The sequence below is a fragment of the Pseudomonas tructae genome (genome assembly GCF_004214895.1).
Lineage (GTDB): Bacteria > Pseudomonadota > Gammaproteobacteria > Pseudomonadales > Pseudomonadaceae > Aquipseudomonas > Aquipseudomonas tructae.
The window spans coordinates 555,797-573,455 of record NZ_CP035952.1 but is presented as its reverse complement, the minus strand read 5'-3'; the positions used below and the strand labels follow the sequence as shown (position 1 = coordinate 573,455).

The following is a 17,659-nucleotide window of genomic DNA, read 5'->3' as shown; positions in this document are numbered from 1 at the left end:
AACGGTGCAAGTGGGTAGAGACAATCAGTGACCCGGCGCACGCTGGCGCCAGGCTTGGGAGCGTTGCAACAGGCCGCGCGAGGCCCAGGCCAGGAGCAGCGAAACGGTGGCGCTGGTGAGCAGGATCAGGGTCGACATTGCCGCAGCGCCGCCGACGTTGCCGGCATCGTCCATGTTCAGCACGGCGACGGCGGCAAGGATGGTGTCCGGGCTGTAGAGGAAGATCGCCGCCGACACCGTGGTCATGGCCGAGACGAACAGGTAGCGGATGATGTCGAGCAGCGCCGGCAGGCAGATCGGCACGGTGACCCGCAGAAAGTGCCGGTACAGCGGCGCCTTGAGCGACAGCGCAGCGGCTTCGAACTCGCCATCGAGCTGGCGCAGGGCGGTGGTCGCGGTCATCTGCGCGGTGGTCAGGTAGTGGGCGATGGTGCACACCACCAGCAACGCCATGCTGCCGTAGAACACATGCAGCGGGTTGCTGGCCAGGTTGAAGAAGAACACGTAGCCAAGCCCCAGCACCAACCCTGGCACCGCCATCGGCACGAAGCTGAGCAGACGCAGCAGCAGGTTCAGGCTGCGCTGGCCCTTGGTTTTTTCCATCAGGTAGGCGCCGGTGAAGATCACCGCACTGCCGATCAACGCCGTGCCCAGGGCCATGGTCAGGCTGTTGCGGTAGGCCAGCCAGCCACCACCGGCGGTTTCGTCGAACTGATAGTGCTTGAGCGACAGCGACAGGTTATAGGGCCAGAACTTGACCAGCGATGAGTACACCGCCATGCCCACCACCAGCAACAGCACTGCGCAAATCAGGATCACCACGGCCATGAAGCAGGCATCGCGAGTACGCGATGGCTGTGGCTGGAACACCTGGGCCCGGCCGCTCATCGAATCGCCCTGGCGCCGACGCAGCCAGGCATCGACGGCGAAACTGAGCAGTGCCGGCACCAGCAAGACCATACCGATCAAGGCACCGCGGCCAAACTGCTGCTGGCCGACCACGGCCTTGTAGGCCTCCAGCGCCAGCACCTGATAGTCGCCACCCACCACCACCGGCACGCCAAAGTCGGTGATGGTCAGTGTGAACACCAGGCAGAACGCGGCGAACACCGCCTGCCGGGTCGCAGGCCAGGTGATGCTGTGAAATGCGCGCCAAGGCCCGGCACCCATGCTCGAAGCTGCGTCGAACAGCCGCGCATCGGCCAGCGACAGGGCCGAAAGCAGGATCATCAGCGCATGGGGGAAGGTGTAGATGGCTTCGCCAAGGACAATGCCCCAGAAGCCATAGATATTGTCGCTGAGCAGCCCACGCAGCAGGCCCTGGTTGCCGAACAGATAAACCAGGGCGATAGCTGGCAGCATCGACGGCGCCAGCAGCGGCAGCAGTGAAATACCACGCCAGATTCGCTTGCCGGGGATCAGCGTGCGCTGCAGGGCATAAGCGAACAGGTAAGCCAGCGGAACGACGATGGCTGCAACGCTGATCGAGACCTTCAGGCTATTGCCCAGCAGCCAGTGGAAGTTGGCACTGGCGAACAATTCGCGGGCGGCCACCAGGCCGCCGCCCTGGCCGGCATCACTGCTAAAGCCGCGCCAGAAAATCGCCAGCAGTGGAATCAACACCGCCACGGTGAGAAAAAGCAGCAGCAACCCTTTGCCGCCGACCACGAACAGTCGATCACCCAGTGAAACACCAGAGCGCTGGGCTGCCTTCGCGTGGGCGATCGGCATGGCGAGTGGCGCCGCCATCTCAGGCAAACACCTGCAGGCTGCGCGGCGGCAAGGCCACCCAGATGTCCTGGGAACCCAGGCGCGGCATCGATTCGGGGGCGACTTCGGCCAGCAGGGCGTGGCCCGGCAGTTCGTTGAGTTCAAAACTCATGCGGCAGCGATTGCCGAGGAAGGTAATCTCACGCACCCGCGCCGGGAACAGGTTCTCTTCATGTACCGGCGGGTTGACGCTGATCGCTTCCGGGCGGCAGAACAGCCGGCCGCTACGAGCCTGGCTGGCACCGTCGGCCAGGCGCATGTTCAGCGCACCGACCTGGGCATGGCTGTCGCTGTGGCGCTGGAAAGGCAGCCAGTTGCCCTGGCCGACAAACTCGGCAACGAATGGCGTGGCCGGCTTGTCGTAGATGTCCTGCGGGGTGGCGTACTGCTCGACCTGACCGTTGTTCATCACCGCAATGCGGTCGGCCATCAACATGGCTTCGTCCTGGTTGTGGGTGACCATCAGGGTGGTGATGCCGAGCTGGCGTTGCAGTTGGCGCAGTTCGCTGCACAGGTGTTCGCGAACCCGGGCGTCGAGGGCCGACATCGGCTCGTCGAGCAGCAGTAGTGACGGTGCCGGTGCGAGGGCGCGGGCCAGCGCCACACGCTGCTGCTGGCCGCCGGACAGTTGGCCGGGGTACTTTTTTTCACTACCGATCAGGCCCACCAGTTCAAGCATCTGCGCCACCCGCTGACGCACTTCGTCACGACCGCTGCCGGCCAGGCCGTAGGCGATGTTGGCTTCAACGGTGAGGTTGGGGAACAGAGCGTAGGACTGGAACAGAATGCCGTAATCCCGGGCTTGGGGCGGCAGCTCGGATATGTCGCGCTCGCCGATGTACAAGGTGCCGCGGTCCTGGCGTTCGAGGCCGGCAATGCAACGCAACAGGGTGGTCTTGCCGCAGCCGGACGGGCCCAGCAGGCACACCAGCTCACCCGCGGCAACGTCGAGGGAAACATCGTGCAGGGCGGTAAATGCGCCAAAGCGCTTATGAATACCGCGCACTTTCATGTGTGCGCCCGGGTTTGCGACTGGAGTGTTCATGGCAGGACCTCATCGAACGAATGAGGGTCATGCTAGGGAGGCAATGCGAAGGTTGTGTGGCGGGGGAGCAAAAGTTGCCGATAGTGGTATAGGCAGATTTTGGTGTAATGCAACGCCACCTGTGGGAGCGGGCTTGCCCCGCGATAGCGATTTATCAGTGACATCGCTATCGCGGGGCAAGCCCGCTCCTACAATGCTGACACTTCCTGGGCCAGGCCCAGAAAAGCCGCCGGCAACCGCGCCTGACGCCGCTCCTTGAGGCAATACAGGTACTCGTGCATCAGCGGCGCCCCCTCAAGGCTCAGCACCCGCAGCTCAGGGTTATGCGGCACTTCATGGCGGGCAATGATGCTGATGCCGATGTTGCGCAACACCGCCTCGCGGATCGATTCGCGGCTGCCGATCTCCAGCAGCGACCCCACCTTCACCCCCGCCGCTTCCAGCATCTGCTCGGTCAACTTGCGCGTGGTCGAGCCCTGCTCACGCACCAGCAGGCAATGCCCGGCCAGCGCCGACAACGGAATGGACTCATGACTGGCCAACACATGGTTGCGGTGCACCGCCACCACCAGCGGATCGGTACCCAGCACCCGCCGCACCAGACGCGTGTCCTCGACCAGTTGCGACGAGGCCGCAAGGTCTACCCGATAGTCTTCAAGCAGTTCCAGCACCTGTTGGGAGTTGCCGATTTCCACCGACACCTCCACTTGCGGCAGGCGTTCGCGGAAGATCTTTACCAGGTCGAGAATGTAGTAAGGCGCCGTGGCGGCGATGCGCAGGCTGCCTTGACCCTGGCCGCTGTTGCGCAGGAAGAACTCGATATCGGCTTCCTGCTGCAGCAGGGCCTTGACCATCGGCAGCAGCCTCGCGCCGTCATCACTGAGGGTCAGGCGGCGGCCGCCGCGGTAGAACAGTTCGACCGCGTACTGGCTTTCCAGGTTGCGGATCTGCGTGGTCACCGTTGGTTGGCTGAGCCCGAGTTTCTTCGCCGCCAGGGTAATGCTGCCCAGGCGGGCAACCATGTAGAAGGCTTTCAACTCGGAACTCAGCATACATCCTCTATTTACGCAGCAATCGCAGGCCGTTGAAGACCACCAGCAAACTCACGCCCATGTCGGCGAATACCGCCATCCACATAGTTGCCATGCCGGCGAAGGTCACCGCCAGGAAGATTGCCTTGATCCCCAGGGCCAGGACGATGTTCTGGGTCAGGATCGCCGCACTCTGACGCGAGAGCCTGACGAAGGCCGGGATTTTGCGCAAGTCATCATCCATCAGCGCCACGTCGGCGGTCTCGATCGCGGTGTCGGTACCGGCTGCGGCCATGGCAAAACCGATCTCGGCGCGGGCCAGTGCCGGCGCATCGTTGATGCCGTCACCGACCATGCCGACCCGATGGCCCTGGGCATACAGGTCTTCGATGGTCTTGAGCTTGTCAGCCGGCAGCAGGTTGCCATGGGCCTGATCGATGCCGACCTGGGCAGCAATGGCCTGGGCCGTGTGCGGATTGTCGCCGGTCAGCATGACAGTCTTGATACCCAGCTCATGCAGTTCGGCAATTGCCTCGCGGCTGCTGTCCTTGACCGTGTCGGCCACGGCGAACAGCGCCAGCGGGCCGGACTTGTCGAGCAGCAGCACCACGGTCTTGCCCTGGCGCTCCAGCGTATCGAGCCGGGCTTCGAGCTGCGGCGAGCACAGGCCCAGTTCTTCGACCAGGCGATGGTTGCCCAGGTGATACAGCTCACCGTCAATTTCGCCGCGCACACCACGGCCTGCCAGGGCTTCAAAGGCTGCAACCTCGCTCAGGGGCAGCTTTTGCTCAATGGCAAACACGGCAATGGCGCGTGATACCGGGTGGTCGGAGCGGTCAGCGAGGCTGGCCGCCAGCGCCTGGGCACGGTCCTGGAATAGCGGTTCGAGCACTTCATAGTCGGTTTGCACCGGCTTGCCGTGGGTAATGGTGCCGGTCTTGTCCAGGGCCAGGAAGTCGAGCTTGCGCCCGCCTTCCAGGTACACCCCGCCCTTGACCAGGATGCCTTTGCGCGCGGCTGCGGCCAGGCCGCTGACGATGGTCACCGGCGTAGAAATCACCAGGGCACAAGGGCAGGCCACCACCAGCAGCACCAGGGCGCGGTAGATCCAGTCGAACCAGGCGCCGGCCATGAACAGCGGCGGAATCACCGCTACCGCCAGGGCGAAAGCGAACACGGCCGGGGTGTAGATGCGCGAGAACTGGTCGACGAAGCGCTGGGTCGGCGCCCGCGCGCCCTGGGCTTCTTCCACCGCCTTGATGATCCGCGCCAGGGTCGATTGCCCGGCCGCAGCACTCACCCGGTACTCCAGCGCACCGGCCTGGTTGATGGTCCCGGCGAACACCTTGTCGCCCGGGCCCTTCTCCACCGGCAGGCTCTCGCCGGTGATCGGCGCCTGGTCGATGCTCGACTGGCCGCTGACCACTTCACCATCCAGGCCGATGCGCTCGCCGGGACGCACACGCACCAGGGCACCCAACGCGACCTGCTTGACGTCCAGCTCGCGCCATTGGCCATCGGCCTGCTGCACCGTGGCAAGGTCCGGGCTCAACTGCATCAACCCGCCGATGGCATTGCGCGCGCGGTCCAGCGAGCGCGCCTCGATCAGCTCGGCGACGGTAAACAGAAACATGACCATGGCCGCTTCCGGCCACTGGCCGATCAGCACCGCACCGGTCACGGCGATGCTCATCAGCGCATTGATATTGAGGTTGCCGTTCTTCAGGGCGACCCAGCCCTTCTTGTAGGTGCCCAGGCCGCAACTGAGGATCGACACCAGGGCGACCAGCGCCACCACCCATGAAGGCGCAAGCTCGGCGAAGTGAATGGCTTCGGCGCCCAACGCCGCCACACCGGCCAATGCCAGCGGCCACCAGTGCTTTTTCACCGGCGCAGGGGCAGCGGCAGCTTCCTCGGAGGAATCGCTCAGGGGCTCGGCCTGCATGCCCAGCGAGGCGACCGCCTGCTCGATGGCGACGGTGTCGGCATGGGTATGACGCACGCCGAGGATGCGGTTGATCAGGTTGAACTCCAGCTGCTCGACCCCCGCCAGCTTGCCCAGCTTGTTCTGGATCAGGGTCTGTTCGGTCGGGCAATCCATGGCCTCGATGCGAAAACGGCTCAAACGCGCGCCGGCACTGCTGGCTTCACTCAACTGCACCAGGGCCGGCGCGGCATCGTGTGAACAGCAGCTGTGGGCGTGCTCATGCTTGGCATGATCGTGGGGGTCTTTACCGGGGGTGTGGCTGACAGGCTGATTCATGGGTTCATCCTTAAATGTCCTGTTGCCAAGTGAACACCCTGTAGCCACTATAGGGTCAAGCCACTTGTCGAGGTATTTGCAGATGAAGATCGGAGAACTGGCCAAGGCCACCGATTGCGCGGTGGAAACCATCCGTTACTACGAGCGGGAAAACTTGCTGCCGGAGCCGGCGCGCAGCGAGGGCAACTACCGGATGTACACCCAGGCCCACGTCGAGCGCCTGACCTTCATCCGCAACTGCCGCACCCTGGACATGACCCTGGAAGAAATCCGCAGCCTGCTGCGCCTGCGCGACAGCCCGGAAGACCAGTGCGAAAGCGTCAATGCGTTGATCGACGAGCACATCCAGCACGTCAAGGCGCGCATCGATGGGCTGCAAGCGCTACAAACGCAACTGCTGGAACTGCGCCAGCACTGTCATCCCCAGGAGGTTCAGTGCTCGATCCTGCAGCATCTTGAGGTCAATGGTGCGGTGACGGCGCCAGAGGCGGAGCCTTCACATGTGGGCAGAAGCCACGGGCACTGATTGAGGTACCTGTAGGAGCGGGCTTGCCCCGCGAAGCGATTTATCAGTTACATCGCTATCGCGGGGCAAGCCCGCTCCCACAGTTACATATTCAGACAGTTAGAACTCAGACCGCCATCGGCGCCGTCATCGGCGCGTGGTGCTCGTAGCCTTCGAGGCTGAAGTCGCTCGGTTCGATCTTCTCCAGCCACTCTGGCTCGTACACGCCCGTCTTGGCGAACTCCGGCACACGCTCATTGATCACCAGCTTCGGCGCCGCCAGCGGCTCGCGCTTGAGCTGCTCATTGAGCATGTCCAGGTGGTTCTCGTAGACGTGCGCATCACCGATGAAGTAGGTGAACCAGCGCGGCGTGTAGCCGGTCAGGCGGCCCATCAGCGACAGCAAAGCGGCGCCTTCGGTGAGGTTGAACGGAGTGCCCAGGCCCAGGTCATTGGAGCGGATGTAGAGGGTCAGGGAGATTTCCTTGGTCTCGACATTGGGGTGGAACTGGTACAGCAAGTGGCACGGCGGCAGGGCCATCTCGTCGAGCTGGGCGCAGTTCCAACCGTGGAACAGGATGCGCCGGCTGCCCGGGTCGTTGTGGATGGTGTCGATGCACTGGCGGATCTGGTCGATGGCCTTGTACAGCACGACGAAGGCTTCGCCATCTTCTTCGGCCTGGGCGATCTGCTGGAAGCCCTGGCTCTTGGCCAGTTCGATGGCAGCCGGGTTGCTCAGTGGGATGCGCTTGTAGGCCGGCCACTGGCGCCATTGCACGCCGTAGATTTCGCCGAGGTCGTCATGACCCTGGCGGAACGGGTTGGCCAGCCACTGGGCGTTTTCGTTGGCGTTCTGGTCCCAGACCTTGCAGCCCAGCTCGCGGAACTCGCCAGCGTTCTTCACCCCGCGCAGGAAACCGACCATCTCGCCGATCGCCGACTTGAACGCCAGCTTGCGGGTGGTGATGGCCGGGAAGCCCTTCTGCAGGTCGAAGCGCAGCATGGCGCCCGGCAGGCTGATGGTGCGGATGCCGGTACGGTTACCCTGCAGGGTGCCGTTTTCGATCACGTCGCGGACCAGATCTAGATACTGTTTCATGGCTTACCTGTAGCTAGGACGGCAGGGGATCGCCCTGCCGTGGAAATTCAAACGGCGGCCTTGGCCGTAGGTTTGCGGTTGTAGGCCCACCAGATCAGGAAGATACCACCGAGGATCATCGGCACGCAGAGCAACTGACCCATGGTCAACCAGCCAAAGGCGATGTAGCCAAGCTGGGCATCGGGTACCCGCACGAACTCCACGATGAAGCGGAAGATCCCGTAGAACAGCGCGAACATGCCGGAAACCGCCATGGTCGGGCGCGGTTTGCGCGAGTACAGCCACAGGATCAGGAACAACGCCACACCTTCCAGGGCGAACTGGTACAGCTGCGACGGGTGACGCGGCAACTGGGCCGGGTCGCTGAACGGCGGAAAGACCATGGCCCAAGGCACGTCGGTGGCCTTGCCCCACAGCTCGGCGTTGATGAAGTTGCCGATACGCCCGGCGCCCAGGCCGATCGGCACCAGCGGCGCGACGAAATCCATCAGTTCGAAGAACGACTTGTTGTTGCGCTTGCCAAACCACAAGGCCGCCAGCATCACGCCGATGAAACCGCCATGGAACGACATGCCGCCCTTCCACACCTCGAAGATCAGCGCCGGGTTGGCCAGGTAGGCGTGCAGGTCGTAGAACAGCACGTAGCCCAGGCGGCCACCGACAATCACCCCCATCGACAGCCAGAACACCAGGTCGGAGAGTTTCTCGCGGCTCCAGGTCGGATCGAAGCGATTGAGGCGACGCGAGGCCAGCAACCAGGCGCCGCCGATGCCGACCAGATACATCAGGCCGTACCAATGGATTTTCAGCGGACCCAGGGCCACGGCCACTGGATCGATCTGCGGGTAAGGCAGCATGGTGACTCCTCTCGTTAAAGCAAAAAGCTCAGGCCGACGCAGAACAACAGCGCGGCAAATAGCCGTTTGAGCAAGCGTGGCGACAGTTTATGCGCCAGGCGCGCGCCGAAGCGGGCGAAAAACATGCTGGTCAAGGCAATGCCCAGCAGCGCCGGCAGGTACACAAAACCCAGGCTGTGCGCCGGCAGGTGCGGGTCATGCCAGCCCAGCCAGATGAAACTCAGGGCGCTGGCCACGGCAATCGGGAAACCACAAGCCGATGACGTCGCCACCGCCTGCTGCATGGGCAGGCTGCGCCAGGTCAGGAACGGCACGGTCAGCGAACCGCCGCCAATGCCGAAGATCGCCGAGGCCCAGCCGATCACGCTACCGGCGACAGTCAGCCCGGGCTTGCCGGGAATGCCACGGCTGGCCTTGGGCTTGAGGTCCAGGGCCATCTGCGCTGCGATCACCAGGGCAAACACACCAATGATCTTTTGCAGCATCGGGCCCTGGATCGCCGAGGCAGTCTTGGCGCCGATACCGGCACCCACCAAGATGCCCAAGGTCATCCAGACGAAAATCGGCCACTGCACCGCGCCTTTGCGGTGGTGCTCGCGAATGGCATTGACCGAGGTGAAGACAATGGTCGCCAGCGAAGTCCCCACCGCCAGGTGGGTCAGCACCGAGGCGTCGAAGCCTTGCAGGGTGAAACTGAACACCAGCACCGGCACGATGATGATGCCGCCACCGACGCCGAACAACCCGGCCAGCACGCCTGCACAGGCGCCCAGCGCCAGATAGAGCACGAATTCCATTGTCGCCCCCGTAAATTCAGTCCGGCATGGTAACGGAAGGTAGGCCTGTGGCTCTAGTGAAGATAAAGTGAGGAAAACACAAAGGACCCCCTATGTGCCTGATCGTCTTCGCCTGGCGGCCCGGACATGCCCGGCCCCTGATCGTTGCGGCCAACCGCGACGAGTTCTATGCACGCCCGACCCAGGCCCTGGCGTCGTGGGAGAATGCCCCGGGCGTCTATGCCGGACGTGACCTTGAAGCCGGAGGCACGTGGCTGGGCGTAGGTCCGGCCGGACGGTTCGCCGCGCTGACCAATATTCGCGACCCGCAGCAGGCCCTGGGCACACGCTCCAGAGGCGAACTGGTGGCGGCATTCCTGCAGAGCGAGCTGAGTGTCGAGGCATACCTGGATCAGGTGGCCAGCCGCAGCCGGCAGTATTCGGGGTTCAATCTACTGGTAGGTGACAACCGGCAACTGGGCTACCTGAATGCCCGGCAAGGCACCCCACGTCTGCTGGCTGAGGGCGTTTACGGTTTATCCAATGCAGGCCTGGATACGCCCTGGCCAAAACTGCTCAAGGCGCGGGCGGGGCTGCAGCAGCATTTGGCCGACCCGCAGCCGCAACGCTTGCTGGAGCTGCTTGGGGATAACCTGCAGGCGGCGGATACCGAGCTGCCGGAGACCGGCGTGGGGCTTGGGACCGAGCGTTTGTTGTCGAGCGTGTTTATTGCCAGCCAGAACTACGGGACGCGGGCCAGTACCGTGCTGATTGTCGAGGCGGATGGGCGGCGCAAGCTGGTGGAGCGCAGTTTTGGGCCGTTTGGTGGGCACCTGGGGGAGGTGTGCTTGCAGGTTTGACGCTATCGCGGGGCAAGCCCGCTCCCACATTCCCCGCAAAAAATCAAAGGGCCTTGCCAACTCCGGGGCCGATCATCCGCGCCAGGCCCAGGTTCTTCAGGGCCAGCTGCAGCGAGCTGTGGATAACTTGCGGGTTGTCGATGCCCATGGCCTGGGCCAGCAACTCCCTGGACTTGCTCAGGCTGACCTGGCGCAACATCCACTTCACCTTGGGCAGGTTGGTGGCGTTCATCGACAGGCTGTCAAAACCCATGGCCATCAACAGCACCGCCGCCGCCGGATCACCGGCCATCTCACCGCAGATACTCACCGGCTTGCCTTCGGCGTGGGCATCGCGCACCACGTTCTGCAGGGCCTGGAGCACCGCCGGGTGCAGGTAGTCATAGAGGTCGGCGACTCGCGGGTTGTTGCGGTCAACCGCCAGCAGGTACTGGGTCAAGTCGTTGGAACCGACCGAGAGGAAGTCCACCTGGCGTGCCAGCTCGCGGGTCTGGTACACCGCAGCGGGGATTTCGATCATCACCCCCACCGGCGGCATCGGCACATCGGTGCCTTCGTCGCGCACTTCGCCCCAGGCCCGGTGGATCAGGTGCAGGGCTTCTTCGAGTTCGTGGATACCGGAAATCATCGGCAGCAGGATGCGCAGGTTGTTCAGGCCTTCACTGGCCTTGAGCATGGCGCGGGTCTGCACCAGGAAGATTTCCGGGTGGTCGAGGGTGACGCGAATGCCGCGCCAGCCCAGGAACGGGTTGTCTTCCTTGATCGGGAAGTACGACAGCGCCTTGTCGCCGCCGATATCCAGGCTGCGCATGGTCACCGGCAGCGGGTGGAAGGCCGCCAGTTGTTCGCGGTAGATCGCCAGCTGTTCCTTTTCGCTGGGGAAGCGCTGGTTGATCATGAACGGCACTTCGGTGCGGTACAGGCCGACGCCTTCGGCGCCACGTTGCTGGGCGCGGGCGACATCGGCGAGCAGGCCGGTGTTGACCCACAGCGGCATGCGGTGGCCATCGAGGGTGATACACGGCAGTTCGCGCAGAGCATCCAGGCCCTGGGCCAGCTGGCGCTCTTCTTCGACCACTTCGGCGTACTGCTTGCGCAGCACGTCACTGGGGTTGGTGTAGACCTCGCCCTTGTAGCCATCGACGATCATGTCGATGCCGTCGACCTTGGAGTACGGCAGGTCGACCAGGCCCATGACCGTCGGAATGCCCATGGCCCGGGCCAGGATGGCGACGTGGGAGTTGCCCGAGCCCAGTACCGAGAGCAGGCCGACCAGCTTGCCTTCCGGCACTTCGCCGAGCATCGCCGGGGTCAGTTCTTCACTGATGAGAATGGTGTTGTCGGGATAGACCAACGACAGCTGACGGGCCTCCTGCAGGTAGGCCAGCAATCGCCGGCCCAGATCCTTCACGTCCGAAGCCCTCTCGCGCAGGTAGGCGTCGTCCATCAGCTCGAAGCGATTGACATGCTCGCCCACCACCTGGCGCAACGCACCCTGGGCCCACTGACCGGTCTTGATCACCTGCACCACTTCTCCGCCCAGGGCGGCGTCGTCGAGCATCATCAGGTAGACGTCGAACAGCGCACGCTCTTCCGGGCGCAATTGGGTGGCGAGCTTGGCGGAGAGGTTGCGCATGTCTTCGCGCACCCCTTCCAGGGCGTTGTTGAACAGTTTCAGCTCGGCGTCGATGTCATCGACGCTCTTGTCCGGCACCACATCGAGGTCAGCCGGTGGCAACATGACCACCGCCTTGCCCACCGCAGCACCGGGTGAACCGGGTACGCCGACGAACTTGGCCTCCTGGATACCCTTGCCCTGGCGGCCCAGGCCGCGGATCGAACCGGTGGCCTCGGCATGGGCGATAACCCCGGCCAACTGCGCGCTCATGGTTACCAGGAAGGCTTCTTCGCCCTCGTCGAACTGGCGCCGCTCCTTTTGCTGGATGACCAACACCCCGACCACGCGGCGGTGGTGGATGATCGGCGCACCGAGGAAGGAGGCAAAACGTTCTTCGCCGGTTTCGGCGAAGTAGCGGTACCGAGGGTGGTCGGCGGCGTTTTCCAGGTTCAGCGGCTCTTCGCGGGTACCCACCAGGCCGACCAGGCCCTCGTTGGGCGCCATGCTGACCTTGCCGATCGAGCGCTTGTTCAGGCCTTCGGTGGCCATCAACACGAAACGGTTGGTCTCGGGGTCGAGCAGGTACACCGAGCAGACCTGACTGCCCATGGCCTCTTTGACACGCAACACAATGATCCCCAACGCCGTCTTGAGATCCTTGGCGGAGTTAACTTCCTGGACGATCTTGCGCAGCGTATTGAGCATGGCTCGGGGTCGAACTCCGTCGTCAGTCGCGCGCCAGCAGGCGCGGGGCAAGCTCTTTGAGAGCGCGGCGGTAAACCTCGCGCTTGAATGTCACCACCTGGCCCAGCGGATACCAATAGCTGACCCAGCGCCAGCCGTCGAACTCCGGTTTACCGGTCAGATCCATCCGCACCCGCTGCTCATTGGAGACCAGGCGCAGCAGGAACCATTTCTGTTTCTGGCCGATGCACAGCGGTTGGCTGTGGGTACGGACCAGGCGTTGGGGTAAACGATAACGCAACCAGCCGCGGGTGCAGGCAAGAATTTCAACATCGTCTCGCTCCAGCCCCACTTCTTCGTTCAGCTCGCGGTACAGGGCATCTTCCGGCGTTTCCTCGGGGTTGATACCTCCCTGGGGGAACTGCCAGGCATCCTGGTTGATCCGTCGAGCCCATAGCACCTGCCCAAGATCATTCGTCAGAATGATCCCGACATTGGGGCGAAAACCATCGGGGTCGATCACGGCAGCAACCTCGCAAACGCATGTCACGGCATTGTTCCACAAAGGTCACGAAGCCAGCAACGCGCCTGTTTACCTTATGTGCACCGATGTGAAAAGTCCGTATTCTGTGGGACTTTTCAGATGTTATGCGAGTGACTTCAATGCGCCTGGCTTTATTCGATCTGGACAATACTCTCCTTGGCGGCGACAGCGACCATGCTTGGGGCGATTACCTGTGCGAACGCGGCATTCTCGACCCGGTCGAGTACCAGAACCGCAACGACGCCTTCTATCAGGACTACCTGGCCGGCAAGCTCGACCTCAATGCCTACCTGAACTTCAGCCTGGAAATCCTCGCGAGCACAGAGATGGCCCAACTCGACGAATGGCACCGCGACTTCATGCGCGATTGCGTCGAGCCGATCATCCTGCCCAAGGCCCTGGCCCTGCTGGAAAAGCACCGCGCCGCTGGCGACAAGCTGGTGATCATCACCGCCACCAACCGTTTCATCACTGGCCCGATTGCCAAACGCCTGGGCGTGCAGACCCTGCTGGCCACCGAATGCGAAATGGTCGACGGCCGTTTCAGCGGGCGCAGTACCGATATACCCTGCTTCCGTGAAGGCAAGGTGACGCGCCTGAACCGTTGGTTGCTGGAAAACGGCTACAGCCTGGACGACAGCTACTTCTACAGCGACTCGATGAACGACCTGCCGCTGCTGGAGCAGGTCACCCACCCGGTGGCGGTCGACCCTGACCCGAACCTGCGCGCTGAGGCCCAGAAGCGCGGCTGGCAAGTGCTCAGCCTGCGCGACTGATGCCTGAGCGGCCGCTGCCTCCCCGGCAGCGGCTTCAGCTTGGCTTGGCGACCATCAGGTAGAAGATCACCATGAACGCCAGGAATGCCGGCCAGCCCAGGCCAAACCACCAGCGCATGTAGCTGGCGGCCTTCATCGGCATTGGCATTTCGTCCCGTTGCGCCTGCTCGGCCATCTTGTGCACGCGGATTTGCAGCCAGACCACCGGCAACCAGCAAATCCCGGCAAACACATACAGGCCAAAACTCCACATCAACCAGCTCTGGTGCGGCGGCCATCCGGCCAGCAGCACCAGGCCGATGCCGCTCAACGGCTGGAAAACCGCGGTGGTCGCGGTAAATGCCCAGTCGGCGAACACCAGGTGTTTGAAGGTGGCCGCGATCACTTCGACCTTGCCGGTGCGCCAGGCACGCAATGCGTAGTAGGCAGAACCGGCACCCAGGCCGAACAATACGGTGGAAGACAGGATATGCAGGGTTTTGAGCAGCAGGTAAGCACTCATCGACGCGGTTCAGTCCATAGAAGCCAAAGGGTTGCCACCATCATCACCAGGTTCTTGGCGACGGCAGCGTAAGGGTCGAACCAGTAGTGCGGCAGGATCAGGCTGATGATCAGCGTGTAGCCGAGCATCAACAGCAGTTGCGCCTGCAGCGCCCGGCGCCGCCAGCGGCGCAGCAACAGGCCGATGCCCAGGGCGAAATCACACAGCGAGCCGGCAATCACTGCCAGGGTGGCGGGCAAGCCTTGCAAGCCTGCTTCGGCAAGAATGCGCAAGCCCCAGTCGTGGCCAGGGCCAAGGCTGACCACGGCAGTGCCCAGCCAGATCAATACCAGCACTGCCAGCATCAGCGGTCGTAACGCCAGCTGACTGCTCTGGCCGGCGCTCGGCCAGGTTGCCAGCCGCGAGGCCAGCGGTGCGCAGCGATAACCGCTGTGCTCGGCAAGGATGCCGGGGTCGGCGCAGTTATCGCGCTGGGCCATGTTCAGGCTCTGACTGTTCAGTGCCCGCCAGCCCAGGCGATCGCCAAGCCATGCCGCAGGCCGGGCGAACAGTGACGACACTGCCACGTAGCGGGCCGGCGCCCAGCCCTGTGCAGCGCGCAGACTATCCAGCACCTGTGCCAGGGTCATTTGCTGCGGGCCGACCAGCGGCACGACGCAGGGGTGCGCCGGCCACTGGCGCAACAACGCCAGCACTGCAGCACTCAGGTCGTCGATATGCACGGGCTGCAACTGCGCCTTGACGCTCAACAGTGGTATCAAAGGCCAGGGCGACAAGCGCGCCAGCCACTGGCTGCTGGTGCCGCCTGCACCGAGCACCAGTGACGGGCGCAGGACTACGGCCGGAACACCCAAGCCGAGCAAGTAGTCGTCCGCACGCGCCTTGCTGGCCAGAAATAGCACATCTGCCTGTTCACCAGCCCCTAGTGCGGAAATCTGCAAAACCCGGACGCCACGCTGCGCCGCCAGGTCGAACAGTGCGCGGGTACCCACGTCCTGGGTCAGCGACAGTTCGCCTTCCCGAGTGCTGAGCACGCCAGCGGCATTAATCAGCAGATCGATACCATCGGGCAACGCATAAGCCTTGGGATCTAGCGCCAGCCGGTCGAGGTCGAGGGTTTGCCAGGTAACGCCGGGCAGCAACGCGGATTGCGGATGGCGGCTGGTCGCAACCACCTGATGGCCGCTCGCCTGCAACGCATGCAAAAGATGGCGACCAACGAACCCTGTGGCCCCCACCAGTAAAACTTTCATGACGATCCTTATCGTTTAAACCGGCTTGGCACCCATCAGCCCGGCGATGGCAATGAAACAGACCCCACTGAACACCGCCAGCGCCAGGGTGAACGTCGGGTTACCCACGGTCGGTGCCGTGCGCAGGCGGTTGACCCGCGCCAGCAGCCAGAACCAGCTGAATGCGCCGAAGGTGTAGATCACGCTGGAGCCCAGCACCCAGGTCTGGCCCAGCGGCCAGCCAATCAGGTGCACCAGCCACCAGCCGGTGAACGGCATGCTCACCAGGCAGATCCCCATCAACAACCAGACAAACACCAGCGGCCTGGCCATCAGCCGTGCAGGGGCACCGGCGTCACCTTTGCGGCGCGCCATAAAGGTCCAGATCGCAAGCCCCAGTGCGCTGCCCAGCAGCAACACGGTGGCCAGGACATGGGCGGTTTTCAGGGTCGTCAGCAGTTCCATTTCTTTTATCTTCCTCAGGCGTTGCCCAAAAGCCTAGACGCTCAGCCCAGGAACAGCCGGTACGCCGGGTTATCGGTTTCGTCCCAGTACGGGTAGCCAATCTTGGCCAATGCCGCCGGCACCAGGTGGCGCTCATCATCCGGTACCTGCAGGCCGGCGACCACGCGACCATCGGCCGCGCCGTGGTTGCGGTAGTGGAACATCGAGATATTCCAGCGCCCGCCCAGCTTGTTGAGGAAGTTGAACAGCGCGCCCGGACGCTCCGGGAATTCGAAGCGCAGCACCAGCTCATCGCTGACCCGCGCCGCGTGGCCGCCGACCATGTGGCGGATGTGCAGCTTGGCCAGTTCGTTGTCGGTCAGGTCGAGTACCGGAAAGCCTTGCTCGCTCAGGCTTTGGATCAAAGCGCTGCGCGGGTCGGTATCCGGGTGGGTCTGCACGCCAACAAAGATGTGCGCTTCGCCGTCGGCATGGTAACGGTAGTTGAACTCGGTGATCTGGCGCTTGCCGACCGCCTCGCAGAAGGCCTTGAAGCTGCCCGGCTGCTCGGGAATGGTCACGGCGATGATGGCTTCGCGGCCCTCACCCAGCTCGGCGCGCTCGGCCACATGGCGCAGGCGATCGAAGTTGACGTTGGCGCCGGAGTCGATGGCCACCAGGGTCTGCCCGGTCACGCCATTGAGCTCGACGTACTTCTTGATCCCGGCGACGCCCAGGGCGCCGGCAGGTTCGGTGATCGAGCGGGTATCGTCGTAGATATCCTTGATTGCTGCGCAGATTTCGTCGGTACTGACGGTGATCACCTCGTCGACATGGTCCTTGCAGATATCGAAGGTGTGCTGACCAATTTGCGCCACCGCCACGCCATCAGCAAACAGCCCGACCTGGGGCAGCACCACACGCTCGCCCGCAGCCATGGCGGCTTGCAGGCAGTTGGAATCGTCCGGCTCGACGCCGATCACCTTGATATCCGGGCGCAGGTACTTCACATAGGCCGCGATACCGGCGATCAGGCCGCCACCACCGACCGGCACGAAGATCGCGTCCAGCTCGCCAGGGTGCTGACGGAGGATTTCCATGGCCACGGTGCCCTGCCCGGCGATGGTGTGCGGATCATCATAAGGGTGGATGTAGACAAATCCCTTCTCGTCCACCAGCTTCAGCGAATAGGCCAGCGCCTCCGGGAACGAATCACCGTGCAGCACCACCTTGCCTCCGCGCGAGCGCACGCCTTCGACCTTGATCTCGGGGGTGGTCTTGGGCATCACGATGGTGGCCTTGATCCCCAGCTCACGGGCCGCCAGGGCCACGCCCTGGGCATGGTTGCCGGCCGAGGCAGTGACCACGCCACAGGCCAGCTCTTGGGCACTGAGCTGGGCCAGCTTGTTGTAGGCACCGCGGATCTTGAAAGAGAACACCGGCTGCAAGTCTTCGCGCTTGAGCAGGATGTTGTTGCCCAGACGCTTGCTCAGCTGGCCGGCGGTCTGCAATGGAGTTTCGACGGCAACGTCGTAAACGCGCGAGGTGAGGATCTTCTTGACGTACTGTTCGAGCATCGAAAGCATCACTGAGCGGTTGGGCGAGGTTTGCGAGTCTACCCCAGCGCCCTGTCGGGCGACCACAGCAAGGCCG

Annotated in this window: 16 protein-coding genes; 3 read left to right on the top strand and 13 right to left on the bottom strand. The window is 63.4% G+C overall.

Annotation, left to right across the window (positions count from 1 at the left end; translation table 11 throughout):
• Positions 1–24: 24 nt before the first annotated feature.
• The 4 genes from EXN22_RS02660 to EXN22_RS02645 form a co-directional block, all read right to left on the bottom strand.
• The gene (locus EXN22_RS02660) at positions 25–1,749 is read right to left on the bottom strand and encodes a putative 2-aminoethylphosphonate ABC transporter permease subunit (protein WP_130262375.1); all 1,725 of its coding nucleotides are present in this window, start codon (positions 1,747–1,749) and stop codon (positions 25–27) included.
• A 1-nt stretch (position 1,750) separates the two neighbouring features.
• Positions 1,751–2,815, bottom strand: coding sequence for a putative 2-aminoethylphosphonate ABC transporter ATP-binding protein (locus EXN22_RS02655; RefSeq protein WP_130262373.1), 1,065 nt, complete (start codon positions 2,813–2,815; stop codon positions 1,751–1,753).
• A gap of 188 nt (positions 2,816–3,003) precedes the next feature.
• A complete protein-coding gene (locus EXN22_RS02650; protein WP_130262371.1) occupies positions 3,004–3,867 on the bottom strand; it encodes a LysR family transcriptional regulator in 864 nt (287 codons plus the stop codon).
• Between the two features lie 7 nt (positions 3,868–3,874).
• Positions 3,875–6,109: a heavy metal translocating P-type ATPase gene (locus EXN22_RS02645; RefSeq protein ID WP_130262369.1), complete on the bottom strand. Its 2,235-nt coding sequence runs from the start codon at positions 6,107–6,109 to the stop codon at positions 3,875–3,877.
• Positions 6,110–6,191: 82 nt separating this feature from the next.
• On the opposite strand from EXN22_RS02645, the gene cadR reads away from it, so the two are divergent.
• A complete protein-coding gene (gene cadR, locus EXN22_RS02640) occupies positions 6,192–6,635 on the top strand; it encodes a Cd(II)/Pb(II)-responsive transcriptional regulator (RefSeq protein ID WP_130262367.1) in 444 nt (147 codons plus the stop codon).
• Between the two features lie 106 nt (positions 6,636–6,741).
• Here cadR and EXN22_RS02635 read toward each other — a convergent pair whose 3' ends face one another.
• From EXN22_RS02635 to EXN22_RS02625, 3 genes are read right to left on the bottom strand one after another with little or no spacing between them, the layout of a single operon-like run.
• Entirely contained in the window at positions 6,742–7,713 is a 972-nt protein-coding gene (locus EXN22_RS02635; protein ID WP_130262365.1) for a thymidylate synthase, read from the bottom strand.
• Between the two features lie 47 nt (positions 7,714–7,760).
• Complete coding sequence (gene lgt, locus EXN22_RS02630; RefSeq protein ID WP_130262363.1) at positions 7,761–8,570, bottom strand: prolipoprotein diacylglyceryl transferase; 810 nt, start codon at positions 8,568–8,570, stop codon at positions 7,761–7,763.
• 14 nt (positions 8,571–8,584) lie between these two features.
• Positions 8,585–9,367, bottom strand: coding sequence for a sulfite exporter TauE/SafE family protein (locus tag EXN22_RS02625; protein WP_130262361.1), 783 nt, complete (start codon positions 9,365–9,367; stop codon positions 8,585–8,587).
• A 92-nt stretch (positions 9,368–9,459) separates the two neighbouring features.
• Between EXN22_RS02625 and EXN22_RS02620 the strand changes: the two genes are divergently transcribed.
• A complete protein-coding gene (locus EXN22_RS02620) occupies positions 9,460–10,206 on the top strand; it encodes an NRDE family protein (protein WP_130262359.1) in 747 nt (248 codons plus the stop codon).
• 43 nt (positions 10,207–10,249) lie between these two features.
• Here EXN22_RS02620 and ptsP read toward each other — a convergent pair whose 3' ends face one another.
• Both ptsP and EXN22_RS02610 read right to left on the bottom strand, forming a co-directional pair.
• Positions 10,250–12,529 (bottom strand): phosphoenolpyruvate--protein phosphotransferase, encoded by a 2,280-nt coding sequence (gene ptsP, locus EXN22_RS02615; RefSeq protein WP_130262357.1) that lies wholly within the window; start codon positions 12,527–12,529, stop codon positions 10,250–10,252.
• A 22-nt stretch (positions 12,530–12,551) separates the two neighbouring features.
• A complete protein-coding gene (locus EXN22_RS02610) occupies positions 12,552–13,031 on the bottom strand; it encodes an RNA pyrophosphohydrolase (RefSeq protein ID WP_010222140.1) in 480 nt (159 codons plus the stop codon).
• A 140-nt stretch (positions 13,032–13,171) separates the two neighbouring features.
• On the opposite strand from EXN22_RS02610, the gene EXN22_RS02605 reads away from it, so the two are divergent.
• On the top strand, positions 13,172–13,828 hold the full coding sequence (locus tag EXN22_RS02605; RefSeq protein WP_130262355.1) for a histidinol-phosphatase: 657 nt from the start codon (positions 13,172–13,174) through the stop codon (positions 13,826–13,828).
• A gap of 34 nt (positions 13,829–13,862) precedes the next feature.
• Here EXN22_RS02605 and EXN22_RS02600 read toward each other — a convergent pair whose 3' ends face one another.
• Genes EXN22_RS02600 through ilvA form a run of 4 tightly spaced genes read right to left on the bottom strand, consistent with a single transcriptional unit; the run spans position 13,863 to position 17,583 of the window.
• Positions 13,863–14,330, bottom strand: a complete 468-nt coding sequence (locus EXN22_RS02600; RefSeq protein WP_130262353.1) for a DUF2269 family protein — start codon at positions 14,328–14,330, stop codon at positions 13,863–13,865.
• On the bottom strand, positions 14,327–15,583 hold the full coding sequence (locus EXN22_RS02595) for an SDR family oxidoreductase (protein ID WP_130262352.1): 1,257 nt from the start codon (positions 15,581–15,583) through the stop codon (positions 14,327–14,329). Before EXN22_RS02595 ends, EXN22_RS02600 begins: the two co-directional genes overlap by 4 nt.
• Before the next feature lie 15 nt (positions 15,584–15,598).
• Positions 15,599–16,027 carry a DUF2269 family protein gene (locus EXN22_RS02590; RefSeq protein WP_130262350.1) on the bottom strand — a complete coding sequence of 143 codons (429 nt, stop codon included), beginning with the start codon at positions 16,025–16,027 and terminating at the stop codon, positions 15,599–15,601.
• 41 nt (positions 16,028–16,068) lie between these two features.
• The gene (gene ilvA, locus EXN22_RS02585; RefSeq protein WP_130262348.1) at positions 16,069–17,583 is read right to left on the bottom strand and encodes a threonine ammonia-lyase, biosynthetic; all 1,515 of its coding nucleotides are present in this window, start codon (positions 17,581–17,583) and stop codon (positions 16,069–16,071) included.
• Positions 17,584–17,659 lie beyond the last annotated feature (76 nt).